The organism is Natrialba sp. PRR66, assembly GCF_034808065.1.
Lineage (GTDB): Archaea > Halobacteriota > Halobacteria > Halobacteriales > Natrialbaceae > Natrialba > Natrialba aegyptia.
The window spans coordinates 954105-975329 of sequence record NZ_JAXHGN010000001.1 but is presented as its reverse complement, the minus strand read 5'-3'; the positions used below and the strand labels follow the sequence as shown (position 1 = coordinate 975329).

General features: G+C 62.8%; 20 protein-coding genes and 1 tRNA gene. 9 read left to right on the top strand and 12 right to left on the bottom strand.

Features of this window, described 5'->3' with window-relative positions; all coding sequences use genetic code 11:
* Nucleotides 1-153: 153 nt before the first annotated feature.
* A complete protein-coding gene (locus SM755_RS04645; RefSeq protein WP_323171635.1) occupies nt 154-1308 on the bottom strand; it encodes a Gfo/Idh/MocA family oxidoreductase in 1155 nt (384 codons plus the stop codon).
* Nucleotides 1309-1548: 240 nt separating this feature from the next.
* Here SM755_RS04645 and SM755_RS04640 point away from each other — a divergent pair, with 240 nt between their 5' ends.
* Nucleotides 1549-2271: a ThuA domain-containing protein gene (locus SM755_RS04640; RefSeq protein WP_323171634.1), complete on the top strand. Its 723-nt coding sequence runs from the start codon at nt 1549-1551 to the stop codon at nt 2269-2271.
* A gap of 11 nt (nt 2272-2282) precedes the next feature.
* On the opposite strand, the gene SM755_RS04635 is transcribed toward SM755_RS04640, so the two are convergent.
* From SM755_RS04635 to SM755_RS04625, 3 genes are all read right to left on the bottom strand, one after another.
* Complete coding sequence (locus SM755_RS04635) at nt 2283-3569, bottom strand: TIGR00341 family protein (protein WP_006663938.1); 1287 nt, start codon at nt 3567-3569, stop codon at nt 2283-2285.
* 188 nt (nt 3570-3757) lie between these two features.
* Complete coding sequence (locus SM755_RS04630) at nt 3758-4609, bottom strand: translation initiation factor eIF-2B (RefSeq protein ID WP_323171633.1); 852 nt, start codon at nt 4607-4609, stop codon at nt 3758-3760.
* An 87-nt stretch (nt 4610-4696) separates the two neighbouring features.
* Nucleotides 4697-5065 carry a DUF5783 family protein gene (locus SM755_RS04625; RefSeq protein WP_323171632.1) on the bottom strand — a complete coding sequence of 123 codons (369 nt, stop codon included), beginning with the start codon at nt 5063-5065 and terminating at the stop codon, nt 4697-4699.
* A 104-nt stretch (nt 5066-5169) separates the two neighbouring features.
* Between SM755_RS04625 and SM755_RS04620 the strand changes: the two genes are divergently transcribed.
* From SM755_RS04620 to SM755_RS04605, 4 genes are all read left to right on the top strand, one after another.
* Nucleotides 5170-5502, top strand: coding sequence for a hypothetical protein (locus tag SM755_RS04620; RefSeq protein WP_006663941.1), 333 nt, complete (start codon nt 5170-5172; stop codon nt 5500-5502).
* A gap of 73 nt (nt 5503-5575) precedes the next feature.
* Nucleotides 5576-6652 (top strand): Mrp/NBP35 family ATP-binding protein, encoded by a 1077-nt coding sequence (locus tag SM755_RS04615; protein WP_006663942.1) that lies wholly within the window; start codon nt 5576-5578, stop codon nt 6650-6652.
* Entirely contained in the window at nt 6649-6945 is a 297-nt protein-coding gene (locus tag SM755_RS04610) for a hypothetical protein (RefSeq protein ID WP_323171631.1), read from the top strand. Before SM755_RS04615 ends, SM755_RS04610 begins: the two co-directional genes overlap by 4 nt.
* Before the next feature lie 88 nt (nt 6946-7033).
* Nucleotides 7034-7699, top strand: coding sequence for a uracil-DNA glycosylase (locus SM755_RS04605; protein ID WP_323171877.1), 666 nt, complete (start codon nt 7034-7036; stop codon nt 7697-7699).
* Nucleotides 7700-7731: 32 nt separating this feature from the next.
* Here the strand turns inward: SM755_RS04605 and SM755_RS04600 are convergent, their stop codons facing one another.
* On the bottom strand, nt 7732-7956 hold the full coding sequence (locus SM755_RS04600) for a hypothetical protein (protein WP_323171630.1): 225 nt from the start codon (nt 7954-7956) through the stop codon (nt 7732-7734).
* 100 nt (nt 7957-8056) lie between these two features.
* Between SM755_RS04600 and SM755_RS04595 the strand changes: the two genes are divergently transcribed.
* From SM755_RS04595 to ppk1, 3 genes are all read left to right on the top strand, one after another.
* Nucleotides 8057-8836, top strand: a complete 780-nt coding sequence (locus SM755_RS04595) for a hypothetical protein (protein WP_323171629.1) — start codon at nt 8057-8059, stop codon at nt 8834-8836.
* Nucleotides 8837-8859: 23 nt separating this feature from the next.
* A tRNA-Ser gene (locus SM755_RS04590) sits at nt 8860-8941 on the top strand.
* 960 nt (nt 8942-9901) lie between these two features.
* Complete coding sequence (gene ppk1, locus SM755_RS04585) at nt 9902-12283, top strand: polyphosphate kinase 1 (protein WP_323171628.1); 2382 nt, start codon at nt 9902-9904, stop codon at nt 12281-12283.
* An 86-nt stretch (nt 12284-12369) separates the two neighbouring features.
* On the opposite strand, the gene SM755_RS04580 is transcribed toward ppk1, so the two are convergent.
* The 6 genes from SM755_RS04580 to glmS all read right to left on the bottom strand — a co-directional run bounded on the left by SM755_RS04580 (nt 12370) and on the right by glmS (nt 18869).
* Complete coding sequence (locus SM755_RS04580) at nt 12370-13056, bottom strand: metallophosphoesterase family protein (protein WP_323171627.1); 687 nt, start codon at nt 13054-13056, stop codon at nt 12370-12372.
* A 292-nt stretch (nt 13057-13348) separates the two neighbouring features.
* A complete protein-coding gene (gene citE / locus SM755_RS04575; protein ID WP_323171626.1) occupies nt 13349-14392 on the bottom strand; it encodes an L-malyl-CoA/beta-methylmalyl-CoA lyase in 1044 nt (347 codons plus the stop codon).
* Between the two features lie 55 nt (nt 14393-14447).
* Entirely contained in the window at nt 14448-15587 is a 1140-nt protein-coding gene (gene mch / locus SM755_RS04570) for a 2-methylfumaryl-CoA hydratase (protein ID WP_323171625.1), read from the bottom strand.
* The gene (locus SM755_RS04565) at nt 15580-16860 is read right to left on the bottom strand and encodes a methylaspartate ammonia-lyase (protein WP_323171624.1); all 1281 of its coding nucleotides are present in this window, start codon (nt 16858-16860) and stop codon (nt 15580-15582) included. Before SM755_RS04565 ends, mch begins: the two co-directional genes overlap by 8 nt.
* A 113-nt stretch (nt 16861-16973) precedes the next feature.
* Nucleotides 16974-18413, bottom strand: coding sequence for a methylaspartate mutase subunit E (locus SM755_RS04560; protein WP_323171623.1), 1440 nt, complete (start codon nt 18411-18413; stop codon nt 16974-16976).
* On the bottom strand, nt 18414-18869 hold the full coding sequence (gene glmS / locus SM755_RS04555; protein WP_323171622.1) for a methylaspartate mutase subunit S: 456 nt from the start codon (nt 18867-18869) through the stop codon (nt 18414-18416).
* A gap of 137 nt (nt 18870-19006) precedes the next feature.
* On the opposite strand from glmS, the gene mct reads away from it, so the two are divergent.
* Nucleotides 19007-20194, top strand: a complete 1188-nt coding sequence (gene mct, locus SM755_RS04550) for a succinyl-CoA:mesaconate CoA-transferase (protein ID WP_323171876.1) — start codon at nt 19007-19009, stop codon at nt 20192-20194.
* Nucleotides 20195-20363: 169 nt separating this feature from the next.
* Here mct and psmB read toward each other — a convergent pair whose 3' ends face one another.
* Entirely contained in the window at nt 20364-21095 is a 732-nt protein-coding gene (gene psmB, locus SM755_RS04545; protein WP_006663958.1) for an archaeal proteasome endopeptidase complex subunit beta, read from the bottom strand.
* Nucleotides 21096-21225: the final 130 nt, after the last annotated feature.

Sequence of the window (21225 nt, the reverse complement as noted above, 5' to 3'; positions counted from 1 at the left end):
CAGAATATAGTTAATTATATACTCGAGAGAATAGGCCGATAACGGCGGTTCAGCGGACGATTCGGCTATACGACTGATTCTACGGCGCTAGTTGCGCGAAACAAAGGAGTTCGTCCGACGGACGGTTCCGAGGCGGGTCGGTGAGGACCGAGTTCAGAGATCAGCTTCGGCTCCGGCTTCCGGCTGTTGGTCCGCTTCGGCCTCTTTCTCGACCGGCTGTGGGATGGGCCGTGATTCGATCGATTCGGCTTGGCCTGTCTCGCTCGAGCGATAAATCGCGTCGATGACGCGCTGGACGGTGAGCGCCTCATCGAGCGTATTCGTCGTCGGCTCGCTTCCCGTGGCGACGGCCGTCAGGAACCGCTCGTCCTGCTCGAGATAGCCAGTTAGTCCCGTATCGCCCGTACAGGTTGTGTCAGTGTAGTGATCGGCGCCGGTTGCACTCGCACCGAGAATCTGGAGCTTCGTATCGCCGATGTCGAACTGTGCGCCGGCCTCGGTGCCGCGGATTCGGAAGTCCATACTCTCCTCGCGGTTCGTCGCCCACGCGGCCTCAAGCGAGATCGTCTGTCCGTCGGCACAGCGGATGAACGCGCTGACCGAATCGTCGACGTCGTACGTTTCGGCGTTTGCATCCCAGTTGTCGCCGAATCCGTCGGGGTCCGCGTAGTCCTCGCGCCCGCCGAACGTCGTCCTGGCGATGCCGGAGACTTCGGTGATGTCGGGGAAATCGAGCGCGTACAGTGCGAGGTCGAGCGCGTGAACGCCGATATCCAGCAGCGCGCCGCCGCCCGAGAGATCCTTGTTGGTGAACCACGAGCCCGGTCCGGGGACGCCGCGTCGCCGCACGTAGTTGGCTTCGATGTGGGTCAGCTCGCCGAACCGACCGCGGGCGTGGTGTTCCTCGAACATCGCCATCGAGGCCGCGTGTCGGTTGTGAAAGCCGACCATGCAGAATCCGTCCGATTCCGCTTCGGCCGCTGCGATCCGCTCTGCACTCTCTAGGGTGTGTGCCAGGGGTTTTTCGACGAGCACGTCACAGCCGGCCTCGAGCGCGGCGACCGTGATCGGTTCGTGAAATCGGTTCGGCGTCGTCACGACGACCGCATCGACCGCATCGTCGACGACGAGTTCGTCGTGCGTTTCGTACGTTTTCGCGTTGAACTCTGCGGCGAAGCGTTCGCGCTGTTCGGGGACGAGATCGACACCGGCGACGACGGTGGCACCGAGTTCTTCGACGTTTCGTGCGTGGTGGTGACCCATGCCGCCGAGCCCGACGATGCCGACGCCGATGCTCGTTCCGTTCACCGAGAACCACCCTGTCGTTGTTGTGAGGGTGGTGTGAGGCGAGAAATGAGGGTGTTCGATGTCGTAAGCGCCCAGTCCCAGTTCATAGAGAGACGCGGGCAGCGATCAAAATAAGGGTTGTGACCGACCCATCTCTCTGCATTACTGTGAATTATTTTATCTGACATGAGTCGGTGGTGTGGCACGTGAATGCAGGACAGACCAGGTGAGCTAAGGCCGTCGATGGTGGACCCACATCCAATGTGTACGATTACGATCTGGAACGAGTTCAGACACGAGCGCGAGGACGAGGAGGTCGCGGCGGTGTATCCGGAGGGGATTCACGAGGCGCTTGCAACCGTGTTTACCGGCGAGGAAGCCGAGATCGAGGACGGCGTCGAGTACGAGGTTCGGACGGCGACACTCGACGAACCGGAACACGGGCTCACCGAGGACGTACTCGACGCGACCGACGTGTTGCTCTGGTGGGGACACGAGGCGCACGACGAGGTCGAAGACGAGGTTGTCGACCGCGTTCAGGAGCGCGTGCTCGAGGGGATGGGCTTGCTGGTCCTCCACTCCGCACATTACTCGAAGATATTCAAGCGGCTGCTCGGAACGTCGTGTAGCCTCCAGTGGCGCGAAGACGGCGGCACGGAACGGCTGTGGGTCGTCGATCCCGGCCACCCGATCGCGGACGGGCTGGACGAGTGCATCGAGTTGCCGGAGACGGAGATGTACGGCGAGCCGTTCGACGTACCGGAGCCGGACCGACTGGTCTTTACGAGCTGGTTCGAGGGCGGCGAAGTGTTTCGAAGCGGCTGTTGTTATCGTCGCGGAAGCGGGCGCATCTTCTACTTCCGACCGGGCCACGAGACGTATCCGATCTACGAGAACGCGGAGATTCGGCGGGTGCTCCGAAACGCCGTCGCGTGGGCGAGTCCGACGGCGGGCGCGCCCCGATCGTTCGGCGAGCGCGAGTGACCAGCCCCCGATTAGCCGCTTCGCTGCGTGTCGACCAGTTCGGTGACGACCTCGAGTTCGGTTCCCGTCGCCGTTTCGAGTCGTTCACGCACTTGCTCGGCGAAGTCGGGTGGTTCCGTCTCGCCGGGCGGGCGTTCGACGAGGACGGTTACGACCGGCACGTCGCCGGTGTAGAGGTCGATCAGTTCGTACTGGACGGAGAGTTCTCGTAGGACGAGCTCGTCGAACGGTGGCTCGTCGCTCATCGCGTCGAGTTCGGTTCGCGCGTCGTGTTCGACGGCTGCAGTCTGGTAGGTGCCGTAGGTGACGCCCCCGAGGATCACCGAGAGGACGGCGATAGCGACGACCAACACGACGATCCGCGATCGAAGGCGACCGTAGACGCGGTCGACGCTCCCGACGCGGTGCGGTCGGTAGCCGGAGAGCCAGAGCAGGAGTAACGCGGTGAGGTTGATCGAGAGCAGGTTGACCAGAACGAGCGTGCCGGCGGTGACGACGACCTCCGGATGCCCCCAGGCGATTCCGAGGCCCACCGTCGCGGCCGGCGGCACGAGCGCGACGGCGATTGCGACGCCGACGAGGACCGAGCCGACGTTGCGGATGAGGCTGATGACGCCGGCGACGCCGGAGCCGAGCGCGAGAAACAGCGCCAGCGCGTTCGGCGTGATCCGCTCGCGGATCTGTGGTACCGTCGTGATGTCAAAGCCCGGCGGCAACAACACCGTTCCCCTGAGGAGCCACCCCAGCAGCGCCGCCGTTGCGACGGCGACAAGAAGGCCGACGACTTGCAAGACGACCCCGCGTCTCGCGAGTTCGTCGTCGTCAACGACGACGCCGACGCTCGCCGCGAGCGCGGGTCCCATAAGCGGTGCGACGACCATCGCGCCGATGATCGTCGCCGCGGAGTCAAGCAACAGGCCGGCCGTCGCGATGACCGTGCTGACGATGAGCAGCGTGTAGTACGTCGAACTCGCGGGCGCGAGCGCCACCGCCTGGGACTGCAACTCTTCGCGAGAGATTCGGGTGCCGGAAAACCGGCCGAGCAAGTCGTCGGTCCGGTCGGAAACGATCGTCTCCGCGGACGTGACCACCGTGTAGGAGGACTCGTCGAGGCCGGCCTTCCGAAAGTCGGCGACGAGCGGTTCGACGGCGGCCGGCGGGACGGGAATCGAGACGAGCGCCTCGAACTCGTCGTTACTCGTCTCCTCGGAGACGGCGTAGTCGACGCCGGCCGCCTCCGCCCGCTCGAGGACGAGTTCGAGATCACCCGCTGGAACGAACACCTGGACGAGGCGCATACTCCCAGTACGACGGACACCGGCATAGGCTGTCGTCACGGGATCGTGACCGTCAGCGACGCTGACCGCTCGTCGTCTCGGGTTCGATGGGGGCCGACAACGCCGTGAAACAGCGACCCAGTACCGGCGAATCGGTGCCACGATGAAACGACGAATCAGCGGGCGACGCGAAACGGGAAGCCGGACACTCAGAACGTCTCTCGTCCCTCGTCGGTGATCACGCTCTCGAGCAACGCCACCGGCGTCGCGTCGTAGGTCGGGTTCTCCACGTCGAATCCCTCCGCCGGTTCCGGCATGACCTCGCTACCCGACCTGAACTCGTTCTCGAAGACGAAGCCCTCGCCGACGATCTTCGAGGCCGATCCGAGAACGGTCACCGGAACGTCGAGTTCGCTCGCGGTCGCTGCGATCGGGAACGTCCCGACGCGATTGTAGAGGGTGTCCTCGACGATGCAGTCCATGCCGACGACGACGCGGTCACACTCCTCGAGATAGTAGCCGTTTGCGCTGTCGGCGATCAGCGTCGCCTCGACGCCGTCGAGGTCGGCGAGCCGGCGGGCCGTCTTGCGGCCGATGTACCGCGGTCGCGCTTCGGTGACGTAAACCTCGAAGGTCTTGCCCGCGTCCGTCGCCTGTTCGAGCGCCTCGATGACGGTCGAGGAGTAGTCGTGGGTCAGCAGCGTCGCGCCGTCATCGAGGCGGGAAACGGCGTTCTCGGCCGCCCGCTCCTTGGCGGATTCGACCCGCGAGACGACCGCGTCGATCTCCTCCTGGGTCAGTATCTTCGCTTCCGTCACGGTCTCGGGGTCGGCCTCGGTCACGGCCGCCACGACCTGGCGAACCGCGTTCTGGAGCGACGCGTGAGAGGGGTTCGCCCGCCGGAGCACCGAGCCGTTTCGCTCGAGCGCGCGAACGTACTCTTCGGCGGTCGCGAACTCCCGATCGAGCAGTTCCTCGAGCGCCCGCGTCGCGTTTACGGCGACTACCGAGGAGCTGTGCGTCTGCATCTCCTGAATCTCCTCGACCGTCTCGTCGATCATACCTGCATGGATTCCCGTAAGCGCAAAAGGTGTTCCGGGTCCGGCGATCGAATCAGCCCTGTTCAGTCAGCGATCGACACCGCGAGTTCACTCCGCAGTCCAGTCCCCGAACTCGAAGAGCCGCTGTAACTCCCGTTCGATCCGTTCGGTGAACGCGGAGAGCACGGCCTCGAACTCCTCGTCGTCGACAGCGCCGACTCGCTCCCGCGGGTTCTCGGGGAGGGCGACGCTGAACTCGCCGCTGCCCTCGTACACCGGTTCGCTCTCGCTCAACACCTGTCGGTCGATCGCTCGAAGGACCTCGGAATCGACCTGCCCGTGGAGTTGCTGGTAGGCGTTCGAATACGCCTCTTCGAGTTCGTCGAAGTAGTGGACGTACTTCTCCTCGAACTTTTCGGGGTCGAACTCGGCTGTCCGTTCGGCCTCAGCCTCGGGTTGAGGGTCGGGATCGGTCATGGCCGTCCGTCCGGTCGCCAATCGGTAAACAGTTCGGTCCCGGCGGTGGCGGCAGTCACGGCGACCGCATCCTTACGGTTCGCGCCGTCCTAGATCCGCCACCGATGGCTTCCGTCACCGTCCGATACACCTGTCCCCACTGCGACGCCGTCCACAGCATCGAACGCGGTCCCGACCTCGCGGACCGCTCGGTCACGAAACACGCACAGCCGGGCTGGGAGTACGCCACGCCGACCGACGGCCTGGCAACCCGCGAATCCGCGGACGGAATCGCCTTTCTCTGCGGCGAAGACGGCACCGTTACCGATCGTGAGGGGAGCCCGATCGACGGCTGTGGCCGCCCGTTCTACCTCAATTTCGTCCGCTACGAGCGCGGCGTTGAACTCGAACCCGACCCGCCGACCTACGGCGGGCCGCGGTTCGACTTCAACCCCTGATCCCTGAGTCGACCGGCCGTGTCGTCGCCCCCGCGAACACAACCCTTTTCGACGCCCGGAGGTACCTTCAAACATGGACGAAGCCGCCGTTCGCGACCGCCTTCGGTCGGTCGATGATCCTGAACTCGGCGACGATATCGTCTCGCTCGGGTTGGTCAACGACGTGACTGTCGAGGGGGACGAGGTTGCCATCGATCTCGCACTCGGCGCACCGTACTCGCCAACTGAGTCCGACATCGCCGCCGAGATCCGCGAGTTGCTCGTCGCGGAGGGACTCGAACCCGACCTTTCCGCGAGTATTCCCGACCGTGACGACTTCGAAACCGACGAACAGGTCCTGCCGAACGTCAAGAACGTCATCGCCGTTGCCTCCGGCAAGGGCGGCGTCGGCAAGTCGACCGTCGCGGTCAATCTCGCCGCCGGGCTCTCGCAGTTGGGGGCGCGCGTCGGGCTTTTCGACGCCGACGTGTACGGTCCGAACGTGCCGCGGATGGTCGACGCCGACGAGCCGCCGATGGCCACCGAGGACGAGACGCTCGTGCCGCCCGAAAAGTACGGCGTGAAGCTGATGAGCATGGCCTTTCTCACCGGGAAGGACGATCCGGTCATCTGGCGCGGCCCGATGGTCCACAAGGTCATCACGCAGCTCACCGAGGACGTCGAGTGGGGCCACCTCGATTACCTCGTCGTCGACCTCCCGCCGGGCACCGGCGACACGCAGTTGACGATGCTCCAGACCATGCCGGTCACCGGTGCCGTCATCGTCACGACGCCCCAGGATGTGGCGCTCGACGACGCCCGCAAGGGCCTCGAGATGTTCGCCAAACACGACACCGTCGTGCTCGGTATCGCCGAGAACATGTCGACGTTCGCCTGTCCCGATTGCGGGGGCGAACACGACATCTTCGGCTCCGGCGGCGGCGAGGAGTTCGCCGAGACTCACGACATGCCGTTTCTGGGCTCGATCCCGCTCGACCCGGCTGTCCGCGAGGGCGGCGACGGCGGCGAGCCGACCGTCCTCGACAACGATAGTGAGACCGGCGATGCGTTCAGAACGATCACCCAGAACGTCGCGAATAACACGGGGATCGTCCACCGGCGCGGCGTGTCTCAGGCAAGTCGGACGGAGACGCCCTCGCCGGACCAATGACCGACGAGAGCGCGGACGATACGGTTCCGGAACCGGATGCCGGTGAAGACGGCGCTGAGCGAGACGACGATGCTGAAATCGACGAGTTCAGTCCGGACCCGGAACGCGTCGAGCGCATCCGAGCCATTGCCGACGACGTGCGCGGCGAGTCGAGCGAGAGCAAGCAACTCGCGAACATCCTGTACCGGACCAGCGACCTCTACGACGCGGACGAAGACACGTCTCCGGAGGAGATCGTCCGCAACGTCAAGTTCATTCTCGAAGTCAACGAGCGCGGCGGGCTGGGTCGCTGACGCTCCGTGCAGTCGCGGTGCTTTTGGTCGTCCCCGCCGAGATCCGAGTGTGGACGCGAATCAGCAAACGCGGGCGAACCCGTTCAGCATGGACGAGCAGTGCCGGAACTGCCCGGCGCTCTGCGAGACGCGCACACAGGTCGTCCACGGCTACGGCGACGTCGGTGCTGACTTCCTGTTCGTCGGTGAACGCCCGAGTCGAGCGGCCGACGAGAGCGGGATTCCACTCGTCGCGCGCGATTCCGCGGCGGAGTCGGGTACCGAGGTGGACACCGGGGCGGACGCGGACACCGACGCGACGGCCAGCACGGACACCCCCGACGACCTCCGCCGCATCCTCGAACGGCTGGCCCTCTGTGACACCACCTCTCCTCCCGACCAGCCCGAACTCGAGAACGTCTATCTGACGTCTCTCACGCGCTGTCGCCATCCGGAGCGGCCGCCGACCGACGAAGAAATCGACACCTGCGAACCCTACCTCAACGCCGAAATCCGGATGATAAACCCCGAAATCCTGGTCCCCATCGGCGACCGAGCGCTCTCCGTCCTCGGCACCGACTACACCACGACGCCGGCGGACGAACTCGTCCTTCCCGACGCCCACGCGACGACGATCCGCGGACGCGGCTTCGAACTCGTGCCGATGGAAGCGCCCCGCGACCAGTCCCCGACGCAAACCCAGGCCTGGATCGAACACTTCGTCGACCTCATGGCGTCGGACTATCGGCAGACGAAGGGGCGACAAAAACGGTAACGAGCGCGATACCGGACCAGAAGCCGCGAGCGCTACCAGTACGGATTCTGCCGCCACCGCTTCGAACGCGCGCCGAGGAGTACCAGCGTGCCGACGACCGCAATGACAATCCCGAGCGTCGCAACCGACGGCGCGAACAACCGGCCGGGAGATTCGAGCAGGTAGCCAGTTGTGAACCCGTAGACGCCGAGCGCCGCCAGCACGCCGACGACTCCCGTTCCGAGCAGTCCCTCGATCGTGAGTGATCGATCGGTCATACGCGGGTGCACAGCCTCCACCCCTATAATTCGTCCGAGTTTCCCGGTTCGATCCGCACAAAGCGCCGCGTTCAAGAGTTCAGGTCCCGGACGAGTCAGTATGATCGTCGTCGTTCCCGTCGACCCGCCGTGGCCGGGGCTGGTCCTGCCGTCGCTCGTCGAGTCGACACCGCTCTCCGAATCAGCGGCTGTGACGCTCTACGAAGCCGCCGTCACCGACGTGGTGCGGGCCGCCGAGCAAAGCGGCGGCGACGTCCTGCTCAACTACCGCGACGAGGAGACGATACCGGACGCGGCCGCTGAGGCGGGAACGGGAGACGCTGAGACCGCGGTCCGTGAACTCGCTGCGGCGGCGCTCGAACCGACCGACGCCGAGACCGTCAGATTCGAACGCCAGGTCGGCTCCACGCACGCAGCCCGCATCGGAAACACGGTCACGCACTTACTCGAGCGCGATCAGGCCGACGCGGTCGGCGTCCTCGAACCGACGGTCCCGCTCGTCGCCCGAACTGAACTCGACGGGGCGGCGATGTCGCTACGCCGCCACGACGTCGTCCTCGGCCCTTCCTCCAACGGCCGGGCGTACTTCGCGGGCTTTACCGAGCCGATAGACTTCACCGACGCGTACGAAACGCCGGCAGTCTCGACGCTCGCAAAACGGACGGCAGCAGCGGAGGCCGACCTCAAACTCGGCTTCGCGCCCATGCTCCCGACTATCGCGACCGAGTCCGGGCTGTGTGCAACCATCGCCACTCTCGAGGCGCGCCAGCAGGCTGGTCGACCGGGGACAGACACAATGGCTGCCGCCGTTGCTGAACTCGGGTTGACAGTCGGCCCGGACGAAACGCTCGAGCGGACAGAGACCGATAACCCTTTTTGAACGCACGGGGAAGACGCAGGTGAGGTGGGGTGGCAGAGCGGCCTATTGCGCCTGCCTTGAAAGCAGGTGGCGTCAGCCTCTTGGGTTCAAATCCCAACCCCACCGTTTTGCGACGAACGAGATTGGATCACGGAAGTGCTTCGTACCGACCGTAGTTTCCGTCCCCAATCGTTGCCATTGGGACCGTATTTATGAGATCTCCTGTGTAATCTGAATTAAACCATTTCAGTCACGCGCAGCGAAGTGTGCCTGGTTCGAGGTGGTCTCCTTTCCGCTGCTGTTACTCTCCACGCGTTCAAGCGGCTACCACCCACAGCGCAGGTGCCCCAATTTCGTCGCTCGTTCGGATCGTCGGTGCTCAGCGGACATCAACACTACCTACCGTGGAGTCCGCATCGTAACAACCGCTCAGATGACCGTTCCCGCAGACGGTGACGGTAATAAATACATATTGATACATAGAGCTATTAAGTGGGTTACTTGTAGTCCGATGATTCTTTACCGGGTATGCCACAATCCTATCTCTGGCAGTGTTCGATCCACAAGCCCGATCGAATACGTGGGGGAACCGGAGATGTCCATTCGACCCGGGAGTGTCGCACGACTGGCACTACCCAGAGATATACTCATATTCTTGATGAGTGTTTAGCTGCGATCCGGAGCCAGTTGAGCAGACGTGACGCAGTGGAACGTGCGATAGAGTCACACGAGTTCGTTCGGACCCCGATAAGAGAGTCTGAACTGTCAACTGAAACGATCACTTTCCAGCCCTATGCCGAAGCCTGATACTCTCGGACAACTCGGTTCACAGACCGATCGCATGCGAACGATCGCCACGGATGTCGACGGGACGAGAGGCGTACTCGGCTGGTTACGGACGGCTGTTCGACGGGCTGGGTGTTCGGTATCGAATGCAGTGCCCAGTGTGGGACGCAATTGTGAGCCACCGGTTCAACAGAGACCGATCGGCGGAAATCGACCGACACGATTTGAACTCGATCACGTGAGCGGTCAGCCACGTCGATTTGGGGGGACACTGTCGCATGGGTGCGATGGGGTGCATCAATGAGCGACAGAGACCTCACGAACCCCGAGTACTACCTGAACCGGGAACTCTCAGAACTTGCTTTTCAGGAGCGTGTTCTTTGTGAGGGGATGGACGAGCGCAATCCACCACTCGAACGGCTTCGGTTTCTTGCGTTCTTTACCAAGAACACTGACGAGTTCTTCATGAAGCGCGTCGGTGGGCTCAAACAGCAGATCGAAGCCGACGTGACCGAGACGACGCCGGATGGTCGAACGCCGAAACAACAGTGGCGCGAGGTGCTTGATACCGCACGTCCGCTTTTTCGCCAGCAATCAGTGTATTGGCAAAACACGCTCAAACCTACGCTCGCTGATGAAGGTATCGAGATTTGCGATCTCGACGAGTTATCGGCGGATACGCGCGAAACGGTACGGACGTACTTCGAGGAGTCGATACTGCCAACGCTGACGCCTCTTTCATTCGACCCGGCTCACCCGTTTCCGTTCATTTCGAATCTCTCACTTTCTCTTGCTGTACTTTCGTCGGACGAGGCTGATGACCCCACGTTCACTCGCATCAAAATCCCATCAAACCAGCCGCGGTTGATAGCGATTCCCGACAGAACGGATCGGTATATTCTCATCGAAGAGTTGATCGAAGCAAATCTTGATCTACTGCTTCCCGATCTCGACATCCGCGACGTGTCGAAATTCAAAGTGACTCGGAACGCTGAGGTGCGGCGTAACGAAGAGGTCGCTGAGGACCTCATCGATATGGTTGAGGAGGTTCTCGAGCAGCGTCGCTTTGCGACAGTCGTCAGGCTGGAAGTCGATGCCGATATGCCAGCCGAGTCGCTTTCGACCCTCAAAGCGCAGCTTGATGTGCATGATCGGGAAGTGTTCTATCGGGAGGGACCGATCGATTTCGAGGACTTTTTCGAACTCACTGAACTGGACCGTCCTGATCTCAAGCGGTCTTCGTGGACCCCACGAGCACATCCCCGATTTCGATCGGTGACAAGCGATACTCAAGACGGACCGATGGCTATCTTTGATGAAATCCGAGAGGGGGATGTCCTTGTACATCATCCGTACCACTCCTTCGAAGGGACGGTACAACAGTTTCTCAACGCGGCGGCAAACGACCCCAACGTGCTCGCAGTGAAAGCGGCCATCTATCGGACGGCGAGTGACTCGAAAGTGATACAAAGTCTCATCGACGCCGCCAAGAACGGCAAGCAGGTGGCTGTGATGGTTGAACTCAAGGCTCGCTTCGACGAGAAGAATAACCTGGAGTGGGTTCGACAACTCGAGGAGGAAGGTATCCACGTCGCCTACGGGACCGTCAACCTGAAAACGCATTCTAAGACTGCGCTCGTCGTTCGGCAGGAAGACGACGGTGTTCGACTCTACTCACACGTCGGGACGGGAAATTACCACTCGGAGACGGCAAAGGGGTATTCTGATCTGGGGTTGGTGACCGCCAATCAGGACATTGGCCACGACCTCACGAAGGTATTCAACTTTTTTACCGGCCCAACGCTCGATGATCGCTTCCGGAAGCTCCTAATCGCGCCTGTAACGATGCGCGAGCGGTTTACGGAGATGATTAGACGGGAAGCTGACCATGCCGATGCGGGCCGACGGGCGCGGATCGTCGTGAAGGTAAACGGACTCGAAGATCCCTCGATGGTCGAGGAACTCTATCGCGCTTCAAGAGCCGGTGTTGAGATCGATCTGATTGTTCGGGACATCTGTCGGCTCCGCCCTGGTATCGAAGCGTTGAGCGAGAACATCACTGTCCATTCGATTGTCGGCCGATTCCTCGAACACGCTCGAATCTTCTACTTCGAAAACGGTGGCAAGCCTGAATGGTACATTGGGTCGGCCGATTGGATGACACGGAATCTCGACTATCGGGTGGAAGCCGTTACTCCCGTTCAGGAGACACAACTGCGTAGACAACTCCGGTTCATTTTGGAGTCATCAATGGCGGACAACCGCCGTCGGTGGGTGATGCAAAGCGACGGAAGCTACGAACAAATCACCCCGGATGATGACTCCATACGGGACATCCAAGAGATACTGATGACAGCCACGAAAGCGGCTCTCGATCGCGGAAGTGAATCGGGACTGATGGTCGATACAGATCTCATCGAGGGGGACCTCCTCATTGCGGACGCGTCCGAAACCGATGCAGATGCCGGTCGCGAGAAATCGGATAACTCTACGCACGACGAGACAATCACTCAGGCCCGGTCAGACGGCGGAGAGAAACCTGTGTTCGACGCGTATTCCGAGTACTGGTATCGTCCTAACAGCGAAATCTACGACTGGGCAGTTCGAACAACTGACGGCGACCGCCGATATTTCAAGACACGTGAGGGGGCACGGAACCGTCTCCGATCGGAGTACGTATAACGCCGATATTTCCGAACACGGTTATTCGAATTCGGAATATCTAGAACGTTGTCGGAGTGTGTCCAACCTCACGGTAGAAAACCGATTCAAGCCGGGTGAACGACTTTTGAGTCGTCTCGCTCTTGGTGAGTTGTCGTCTGGTCGGTAGTGATAAATTCGTCATACCGGTAATTGTAAGCCGTGAGCATGCCACCATAGACACAGCCGGTGTCGAGGCCGACGGCGAACTCTCGCTCAACCGGACGGTTGTGAACGGTGTGTCCGAAGAAGACACGATATGGACCGTCATAACTCTCGTACCAGAACGGTCCATTATACCCATCACCGTGTGGTGCACGCATCGTCAATAGCTCTTCAACGGAGTGGTTTTTCAATGTTCGCTTGGGGTCAACGCCACCATGGACAACGAGTGCGTCCGCAAAGGAGATAACAACAGGGAGCGAGTCAAAATACGCACGATCCCCCTCACGGAGCCATTCAGGATCCTTGCGGCCACGCACGATTTTCTGCTCGTTGTTCCCGCGAACGCTGATGAAACGACTATCTTCGCGGACAAGATCGATCACACCGGGGCTATCGGGTCCCTTTCGCACCAGATCACCGACGAAGATAACGAGATCGTCGTCGTTCAGGCCGAGGTCCGAAAGAAGCGTCTCAAGAGTGGCCCGGCTTCCGTGGACGTCTCCAACGACGTAAATATCACTGTACTCATCGACATCGAACCGTTTGTGGTGTGATTCGACACCATCGCTGAACTTCGGTACTGTGTTCATGAGAAACTGTTTGGAGTGGGTGGTGGGTCGATCTCTATCGGCGTTCAGACATCTATTCTCCGTAACCGGGTTAAGCTGTTTCTAGTAGCAGACTATACGTCTATGTATGAGTCCCCTCTAGAGAAGAGAGACCAGAAGCTATCGGACTGACGAATATTCGTCGGATCCAAACCCGTGAATAGCTCTCCTCGATACACCCACGCAACAACTGTTGGTACACACAAGACGCCGACGCCCCGTGACGAAACAACAGTATAGAGCTGCTGGTAGTCGGACCGGCTGTTCTCGAACGCTACTGGTAGGAAAGTTCGAGTTCACGCGCGCGTTCTAACAGTGATTCGTCGTAGCGCTCTGCGGTTTGGGCCGGTCGCCGGTCGTCGATCGCACGGACCTGCTGGACCGTATTTTCGAAGTTCTTGAACGTCGCTTCGTCGACCATCTGGCCGTCGATGGTGACCGCGCCGGTGCCTTCACGTTTGGCTTCGTTGAACCGTTCGATCTTGTGCACGTCGCGTTCTAGTTCGGCGGGCGTGGGCATGTGGATCGTGTTAGCCTGGATGGTCTGTTTGGGATAGAGCGACCAGGAACCGTCCAGACCGAGCCGGGCCTCGTGTTCGACCTGATCGGCGTACTCGTCGGCGTTGTAGTAGGTCAGCCCGGCGCGTTCTTTGAACAGGTCGTCGAACGGGCCGCCGATCGAGAGCAAGTCGCCGGCGCTGGCCTCGTTCGAGAGTTCTTCGAGCAGGCCGTCCCAGCGTGGGCGGCCGTCGCCGAGGTCGCGCCCGCCGAGTTCGGCGGTGTAGTCGACGGGACCGAAGACGAGCGCGGTGAGTCGCGATTCCGCGCCGAAGGCGGCGATCTTTCGGAGGTCGGACTTGGCCCGGCCGGTTTCGACGATGATCGAGAGGCCGATCGAGTTGTCCGGATAGCCGTGTTCGGACTCGGCCTCGGCGACGACCTCGGCCGCTCGCTGGACGTCCTCAAGTCGGCCGACCTTGGGGACGACGACGCCCTCGATGTCGTCGCCGAGTTCGTCCACGAGCTGATCGATCTGGTTGCGGCCCTTCTCGCGGTAGTCTGCGTCCTCGTAGCTCCACTCGACGCGGGGCCAGATTTCGCCGGGGAACTCGTACTCGGGGACGCGGTCGATGGTGTTTTCGAGCCCCTCAGCTTTCATGTCGGGAGCGGTGCCGTCCTCCAGGTCGGGGACGAGCCAGTCGGGTGCCTGGAAGCCCTCGGCCTCGAGGCCGGAGACGAGGTATTTCGCCGAGTCGTCTTTCGGGACGGCGGCCGGTGCGGTCTGGAAGGTTCGGCAGAGTCGGATGTCGTCGGTCATGTCTGGATTGGCTGTGTTGTCTGGTGAATCGGATCGCGGGTACTCTCTCTCTCTCTCAGGCTGTGCGTTTTCGAATCTCGGCGATTCTGGTTCCCGAATACACGGGTTCGTCGTCCTGGTTGAACGCGATGTGTTCGAACCGGACCGTTCCCGCCACATCGATCGAGGCGTCGTTGTCGGCCGAGAGCACGCGCGTGAACGCGTAGACGGTGTCGCCGGGTGCGACGAACGTGTGGAACTTCTCGTCGTCGAAACCGACCTCGCGCCAGGTTCGCTCGTCCGAGCGAGCGTGGCCAAGCGCGGTCGAGCGGGTCACGTCGCCGTAGGTGACGATGTCGCCCGACGGCGAGTCGCCCATCACGTCGACGTTGTGGTGCTGCTTGGCCGTGTTGAGCGTCGCCAGCGGTAGCGAGGCCACGGTCACGTCGTCCTGGGTGCGCCCGCGCTCGTGGCGGTAGGCGACGGCAGCGTCGCGTCCTTCGGCCGTCTCGAGCGCATCGACGAAATCCTCAAAAAAGCCCCCATCGGGGGTGACGAACGTTTCGGGGAGACCGGAACCCTCTTCGTCTCCGTCGGCATCGGCCGCTGTAGCACTCCCGCCGCCGTCCGTCGCGACCGGCTCCCGCCGCGGAATCATATTCGTCCGCTCGTACGAGCACAGCACCTCGCCCGTCGCGGCGTCTTTCCCCCTCGTCCGCCAGGTAACGATGCCGAACTCGGGGCGCGAACTCGAGGTCGCCGTCGAGACGACCTCGCTTTCGACGCGGAGTTCGGTGCCGGCGTACACGGGAGTCCCGGGGTATCGCACATCCGTCCGTCCGAGGAAGTAACCGCCCTTCTCGCTCAGGTCCTCGACGGTGATGCCGAGCGTGGCGGCGGTGAGGTAGTCCGGGTGGATCGGCGGCTCGTCGAAGCCCCGCTCCGCGGCGGCGTCGGAACGCCAGTAGGCCGGATCGTGGTTGAGCGTCTGGCTCATCCACGCTTCGTTGCCCCAGCGGGTGAGTGTCAGGCCGGGGTCGTGTTGAAGGCGGTCGCCCTCGGCAAAGTCCTCGAAGCAGTTGCCCTTCTCTCGCGTCTCGGATTGCTCGAGTGCCCGCGCGAACGTGTCGGAATCCGTCCAGTCAATCGGTCGCAGTTCGTTTCGCTCTCCGCTCCCGCTCCCGGTTTCGGAATCCCGTTGTGATTCCCTAGTCATCTGCAGTCACCTCGTCGGCGTCGAGTTCGGATTGCCGGCTTCGGTTTCGGCGCGCGATCGTCCGCCGCATCTCGTTTTCGACGATCATGTAGCCTTCGTCGAACCCCATGCCGGGCTTTGCGAGGACCTGCGCGGCGTCGGTCGCGAGCGCGACGTGTGCGCAGGCGCGTGCGGACGTTGCCGTTTCGTTGCAGGTGCCCCCGAGGTACGCGCGGGTCTCGGTCCCATCGCAGTAGCGGACGGCTTGCCCGCTGCGGTGGACACTACCGAGGTCCGGCGTCTTGATCTGGACGACGTCGGCTGCGCCGGCATCGACGAACGCCCGCACGTCTGCGAAGGTGTTGCACCACTCGTCGGCGACGATATCGACGCCGACGCCGGCCTCCTGCAGTCCCGTCCGAAGCTCCACCATCGCCTCGATCTGATCCTCGCGACCGCCGGCGTCCATCGGTCCCTCGATCTGGATCGGGTACGGCCCCGCGGCGTCCTCGACGGCGGCGAAGTACTCGACTACCTCGTCGCGATCGTAGGGGCCGCCGAAAACCTCCCCGATCATCCCGTACACGTCGATGTGGAATCGCGGCTCGTAGTCGTCGGGACCGAGTTCCTGCGAGCGCTCGGTGAGCCACTCGATGAACTCGAGCAGCGTCTCCCCGTTCTCGCCGATCTTCTCGACGCTGTTGATCAGCGCGTGCGGAAGGACAGGGACGCCCTTGACGAACATCTTCTCCGTGTTCGTGTAGCGGTCGTCCCCGGACTGGCCGAAGACCGGAACGGGTTCCGTCGCGGGGGCCGTGCCGAGTGCGTCGGCCAGTACGTCCGTGCGCGTCGTGCTCTCGGCTGCGGCGGCTGCCGCGAGCAGCGCCTGGGACACGCCGTAACGGATCGCAGTATGGAGTTGGCTCCCGCCGATCGCTATCTCCTCGAGGCGGTCGACGTTCGCCAGAAACTCGCTTGCGTCTCGTCCCACAAGCGTTTCAGCGACGGGTCCCTCGACGACGGGCGCGAACTCGTCGGCCCGAAAGAGCGGATCGCGTCCGCCCGCGCCGGAGTACTGGACCGCGGCGCAGTCGCCGCGGTGGGTCGTGCCGTCCGCGAGTTCGATGTCGACGATGAGGGTTTCGCCGGCCTGGCGGATTTCCTCGAAGCCGTCGGTGACGGGGTCGCCGGTGTAGGTGAACCCGTCCTGCTGTGCACCGTGCTTGATCGCGCGCTGGTCGTCGAAGAAGAACCCGGCGTAGCCGGGGGTTGCGTGGATGGCTGTGATTTCCATTGTTGGCGTTGAGGTTTGGGTTGGGTTGGGTTGGGTTGAGGTTGAGATTAGGGTCAGGGTTGGGGTTGGGATTGAGGGTAAGGTGATGTTGCGGGTGACTGGTACGCGTCGTCTTAGACGTCCCCCGCGTTCTGGGGGCGACCGATGAGTTTTCCGTCGCTGATCGCGTCGACGTCGTCTGCAACCATGCGAAACGACTGGTCGCGGCCTTCGGTGTCCGCACGCCGCGAGAGTCGCGCCCCGTGGATCTCCTTGATGTCGTCGTCCATCGCGAGGTCGGCCCACTCGAAGATGCGGACGCGGCCGTCGTCGTCCCGCGCGGGGAGGACGGCCCCTCTCGCGCTGTCGCTCGGTGCGAACGGCACGTCGAGTGCGCCCGAGTCGAACGCCTTGATCGTCCCCTGGACGACGTCGCCGTCGCCGTGCTCGAGGATGGTGTCCATGAGACACCGCGTTTCGCGCTCGATCAGATCCTGTTCCTCCGCGATACCGTCGATGTCGATCTCCTGCTCGATCGCCATGTCGATGACCTGGCGCGTCGTGCGCAGTCCGGAGGCGTTCGCCTCTTTCGTCGGCACGCCCTGGAACTCCTGGGGGGACTTGGTGATGACCTTGTCCGGCCGGGCGATGGCGGCAGTCATCCCGCCGAGGCTGATCACGCCGTTGGCGCGGGCCTCGTCCGGCGGGAAGCCGCCCATCCACTCGTGGAAAACCGTGGTGACGACGACCTCGTCGGGCAGGAACTCGTCGCCCAGTTTCTGCAGGGCGTTCAGCGCTGCAACGTCCTGGACGACGTTGCCGACCTGGCCGTAGCCCAGTGTCACGGAGCGCACGCCCTGCGTGGCGGCGAGTTGTCCCTCGACCAGCATGATCGCGATGGCGATCGACGGCGGCACCAGGGTTCCGGTCAGCGGCCCGAACGGCTCGCGGTTGATCCGCACGCCGCGTTCCGTGTAGGCTCCCGCGAGCCGGTCGACGAACTGCCACTTCTCGATGGTCTCCTCCAAGCCGTGGCGCTTGGTGTAGGGGATGTTGTACGAGATCGGACCGCCCTCGAAGCTCTGGAAGCCGCCGGCGAACGTGATGGCCGCCAGCAGGCGGGCGTCGGGCGTCCCGTGGCGAACCTCGATCGGGGCGTCAATCGCCTCGATCAACTCCCGGCAACCCGAAACGCCGTGGTTGACCGCCGGGAATCCGTTGAGGGTGTCCTCGCCGCTCTCGCGGGCGTTCTCGAGTCCCTCCTGGGCCTTCTCGTACTCGTTATCGCGCGTGTACGAGTCGATCGTCGTCGGGAGGAGATCCGCTTTCCCCTCTCCGTGGAGGTACTCGAGCAGTTCGACCTGATCGTCGAGGCGCGGCACGCCGGCCCGCGGCTGCAAGAGTGGTTTGGTCGCCTCTTCGAGAACGTCGGCGAAGCGCTTGCTCGCGGGAAGCGACTCGTGGTACGCGATCGCCTCGTCGAAGTCGACGTCTGCACCCGTCGGCCAGTCGGCCCGAATCTCCTCGTCGATACGCCGTAGCTCCTCGGCCGGAATGCGTTCGTCTCGTATCATCTAGGAACTGATCGTCGCGCGCTCTGTCTCCGTCGGCGTAATCTGGAGATCCTGGCGGAGCGCAGCGATCGCTTCTTCTGGGTCCGTCTCCGAGTCGAAGACCCGGTCGAAACCGAGTTCTTCGAACGTCGCCCGCGTCTGCTCGAAGTCGTCCTGGCCGACGGCGAGGTTGCCGCCGATGTAGGTGTGCGCATCGACACCCGCATCTTCGAGCACGCCGTGGAATCCCTGGCAGTCCTGCTCGGCGTGGCCGTAGAGCGACGAAACCAGTACGGCCTCGGCATCGTGTGCTACCGCGGCCTCGGCGAACTCTTCCTGGGAGGTCTGGACGCCGAGGTTGATGACGTCGAAGCCTGCTGCACTGAATGCCTGCTCTAGGATCGTAATGCCGACGACGTGAGCGTCCGAGCCGATCACGCCGAGGACGACCGTTTGGGACATCGTGTGCAGAACCATGAGGAACTTGGGTATAAACCTAATGATCTTCCATGATAATATTCCTTAAACACCTTAACAGCCCCTCTATGTCACAAGTTCACACCTACATGATCGATGGTAAAGGTTTAGGTGGCGGTATCGCAACCACCCACACCATGGGCGCACTCTCGAACCTGCGCGTGCTGGACCTAACCCAGGTCCTCGCCGGCCCGTACTGTACGATGTTACTCGCGGACATGGGTGCCGACGTGGTCAAGATCGAACGTCCCGGCGGCGACCTCATCCGATCGAACCCCCCGTTCGTCGACGATCCCGACGAAGAGGCCTACGGCGGCTACTTCCAGAGCGTCAACCGGGGCAAGCGAAGCATCGAACTCGACTTCACCGACGCGGACGACCGCGCGGACTTCCTCTCGCTCGTCGAGGAAGCCGACATCGTCGTCGAGAACTACCGCGCGGGCACGATGGAAAAGTACGACCTCGGCTACGAGACGCTCACCGAGTTCAATCCGGAACTCATCTACTCCTCGATCCGGGGCTTCGGCGACCCGCGCACCGGGGAAACCGACCGGCAGGGCCAGCCCTCCTTCGACCTCATCGCCCAGGCCCTGGGCGGCGTCATGGAGATCACCGGCCAGGAAGACGGCCCCCCGACGAAGGTCGGTCCCGGCATCGGCGACCTCTTCACCGCCACGCTGAACTGCATCGGCATCCTCGCCGCCGTCAACCACCGCGCACAGACCGGCGAGGGCCAGTACGTCGACACCGGCATGTACGACTCGATGATCAGCATGACCGAACGCGCCATCTACCAGCAGTCCTACACCGGCACCCCGCCCACCAGACAGGGCAACTCCCACCCCACGCTGTTCCCCTACAACGCCTTCGAAACCGCCGACGGCCACGCCGTCATCGCCGCATTCGGCACGAACCACTGGACCGAGGTCTGCGCCGCCATGGACCGCGACGACCTCGCCGACGACTACCCCACCACCGCCGACCGACTCGAACACCGCGAGTTCTTGCGCGCCGAACTCGCCGACTGGGCCGCGGATCGAACGACGGACGAACTCGTCGCTGAACTCGAGGGGAGCGTGCCCGTCGCGCCGGTGCAAAACACCGAGGATATCTTCGACGACCCGCACGTCCACGCGCGCGATATGCTCGTCCCGGTCGACCAACCCGGCACCGACGAGGTAGTCGAAATCGCCGGCTCGCCGATCAAGATGACCGAGACGCCTCCCGAACCGCGCGGCCGCGCCCCGCTGCTCGACGAACACCGTGAGGAGGTCCTCGATTCGACGAACGAGCGCGCGGACGCAGAACGGGCTGCCGACGACTGAACGCGGCTCGCGTCCAGTCTCGGTTTTCGTCGGCCAAGCCACTATTCCACTAGCGGACCGACAGCAACGATACGGATCTCTACACTACAATAGCACCAGCCAGAAAAGCTGCCAACAGCCCCAGTGGACGGGCCGGTGCTCCTGAACTCGGGATCGAGGTCGTTTGTGTTCAGACGACTTCCTCGAAGTCGTGGTGACCGTTGATCTCGACGCCCTCGTCGGTGATCTCACAGAGGAAAACGCCGTTGCCGGAGCCGGTGTCGCGTTCGGCGGCGGACTTGATCGCGCGGGCGGCGATCGTCGTCGCGTCATCGTTCGAGAGGCCGTCCTCGTACTCCTGTTCGAGCAGGCCGTAGGCGAGTTGCATTCCGCTGCCGGTGACGGTGTAGTCGTCTTCCATGACGCCGCCTGCGGGGTCGATGCTGTAGACGTGGCTGCCTTCCGAATCGACGCCGCCCAGGATGGGGTGGATCGCGAAGAACGGACCGCCGCGAGCGAAGTTACCGGCGAGCGTCGCTAGCGCGTCGATGCTCATCGGCTCCCCGCGTCGGGCCTCGTAGAGGTTGACCTCGGCGCGGAGACTCGAGATAAACGACTGGGCACCGCCGACGCTACCGACCATCGTCAGCGCGCCGGTCGGGTGAATCTGCTCGACCTTCTGGACGTTCTTGTTCGAGACGAACCGGCCGCCGAGGCTGGCGCGCATGTCCGTCGCGATGACGACGCCGTCCTCGGTCGTGATGCCGATCGTCGTCGTCCCCGTCTTGTTGACGTTGTCCAGATCGGCTCGCGAAAGGTCGTTCTGCGGCAGCGATCCGACCTCCGGCGCGTAAGGGTTCGAATCGTCGGCCAACTGATCGACCGTCCGGGAAAACTCCGAATTATGCTGTGGTGCTCGCATTGACCGAAGATTACGACCGGCACGATATAAAACATCGGCGGTCATCGTCCTTGTTTCCGCTTCGTCCGAGTTCAGCTTCGGCTCGGCGCACTACTGGATACTCGCGTCGCTACCGGGTCGAAACGAACAG

Bases quoted from the DNA above. Each gene is read 5' to 3' on its own strand.
- SM755_RS04640 (WP_323171634.1), top strand. From the start codon at position 1,549: ATGTGTACGATTACGATCTGGAACGAGTTCAGACACGAGCGCGAGGAC.
- SM755_RS04635 (WP_006663938.1), bottom strand. From the start codon at position 3,569: ATGCGCCTCGTCCAGGTGTTCGTTCCAGCGGGTGATCTCGAACTCGTC.
- SM755_RS04630 (WP_323171633.1), bottom strand. From the start codon at position 4,609: ATGATCGACGAGACGGTCGAGGAGATTCAGGAGATGCAGACGCACAGC.
- SM755_RS04625 (WP_323171632.1), bottom strand. From the start codon at position 5,065: ATGACCGATCCCGACCCTCAACCCGAGGCTGAGGCCGAACGGACAGCC.
- SM755_RS04620 (WP_006663941.1), top strand. From the start codon at position 5,170: ATGGCTTCCGTCACCGTCCGATACACCTGTCCCCACTGCGACGCCGTC.
- SM755_RS04615 (WP_006663942.1), top strand. From the start codon at position 5,576: ATGGACGAAGCCGCCGTTCGCGACCGCCTTCGGTCGGTCGATGATCCT.
- SM755_RS04610 (WP_323171631.1), top strand. From the start codon at position 6,649: ATGACCGACGAGAGCGCGGACGATACGGTTCCGGAACCGGATGCCGGT.
- SM755_RS04605 (WP_323171877.1), top strand. From the start codon at position 7,034: ATGGACGAGCAGTGCCGGAACTGCCCGGCGCTCTGCGAGACGCGCACA.
- SM755_RS04600 (WP_323171630.1), bottom strand. From the start codon at position 7,956: ATGACCGATCGATCACTCACGATCGAGGGACTGCTCGGAACGGGAGTC.
- SM755_RS04595 (WP_323171629.1), top strand. From the start codon at position 8,057: ATGATCGTCGTCGTTCCCGTCGACCCGCCGTGGCCGGGGCTGGTCCTG.
- ppk1 (WP_323171628.1), top strand. From the start codon at position 9,902: ATGAGCGACAGAGACCTCACGAACCCCGAGTACTACCTGAACCGGGAA.
- SM755_RS04580 (WP_323171627.1), bottom strand. From the start codon at position 13,056: ATGAACACAGTACCGAAGTTCAGCGATGGTGTCGAATCACACCACAAA.
- citE (WP_323171626.1), bottom strand. From the start codon at position 14,392: ATGACCGACGACATCCGACTCTGCCGAACCTTCCAGACCGCACCGGCC.
- mch (WP_323171625.1), bottom strand. From the start codon at position 15,587: ATGACTAGGGAATCACAACGGGATTCCGAAACCGGGAGCGGGAGCGGA.
- SM755_RS04565 (WP_323171624.1), bottom strand. From the start codon at position 16,860: ATGGAAATCACAGCCATCCACGCAACCCCCGGCTACGCCGGGTTCTTC.
- SM755_RS04560 (WP_323171623.1), bottom strand. From the start codon at position 18,413: ATGATACGAGACGAACGCATTCCGGCCGAGGAGCTACGGCGTATCGAC.
- glmS (WP_323171622.1), bottom strand. From the start codon at position 18,869: ATGGTTCTGCACACGATGTCCCAAACGGTCGTCCTCGGCGTGATCGGC.
- mct (WP_323171876.1), top strand. From the start codon at position 19,007: ATGGGCGCACTCTCGAACCTGCGCGTGCTGGACCTAACCCAGGTCCTC.
- psmB (WP_006663958.1), bottom strand. From the start codon at position 21,095: ATGCGAGCACCACAGCATAATTCGGAGTTTTCCCGGACGGTCGATCAG.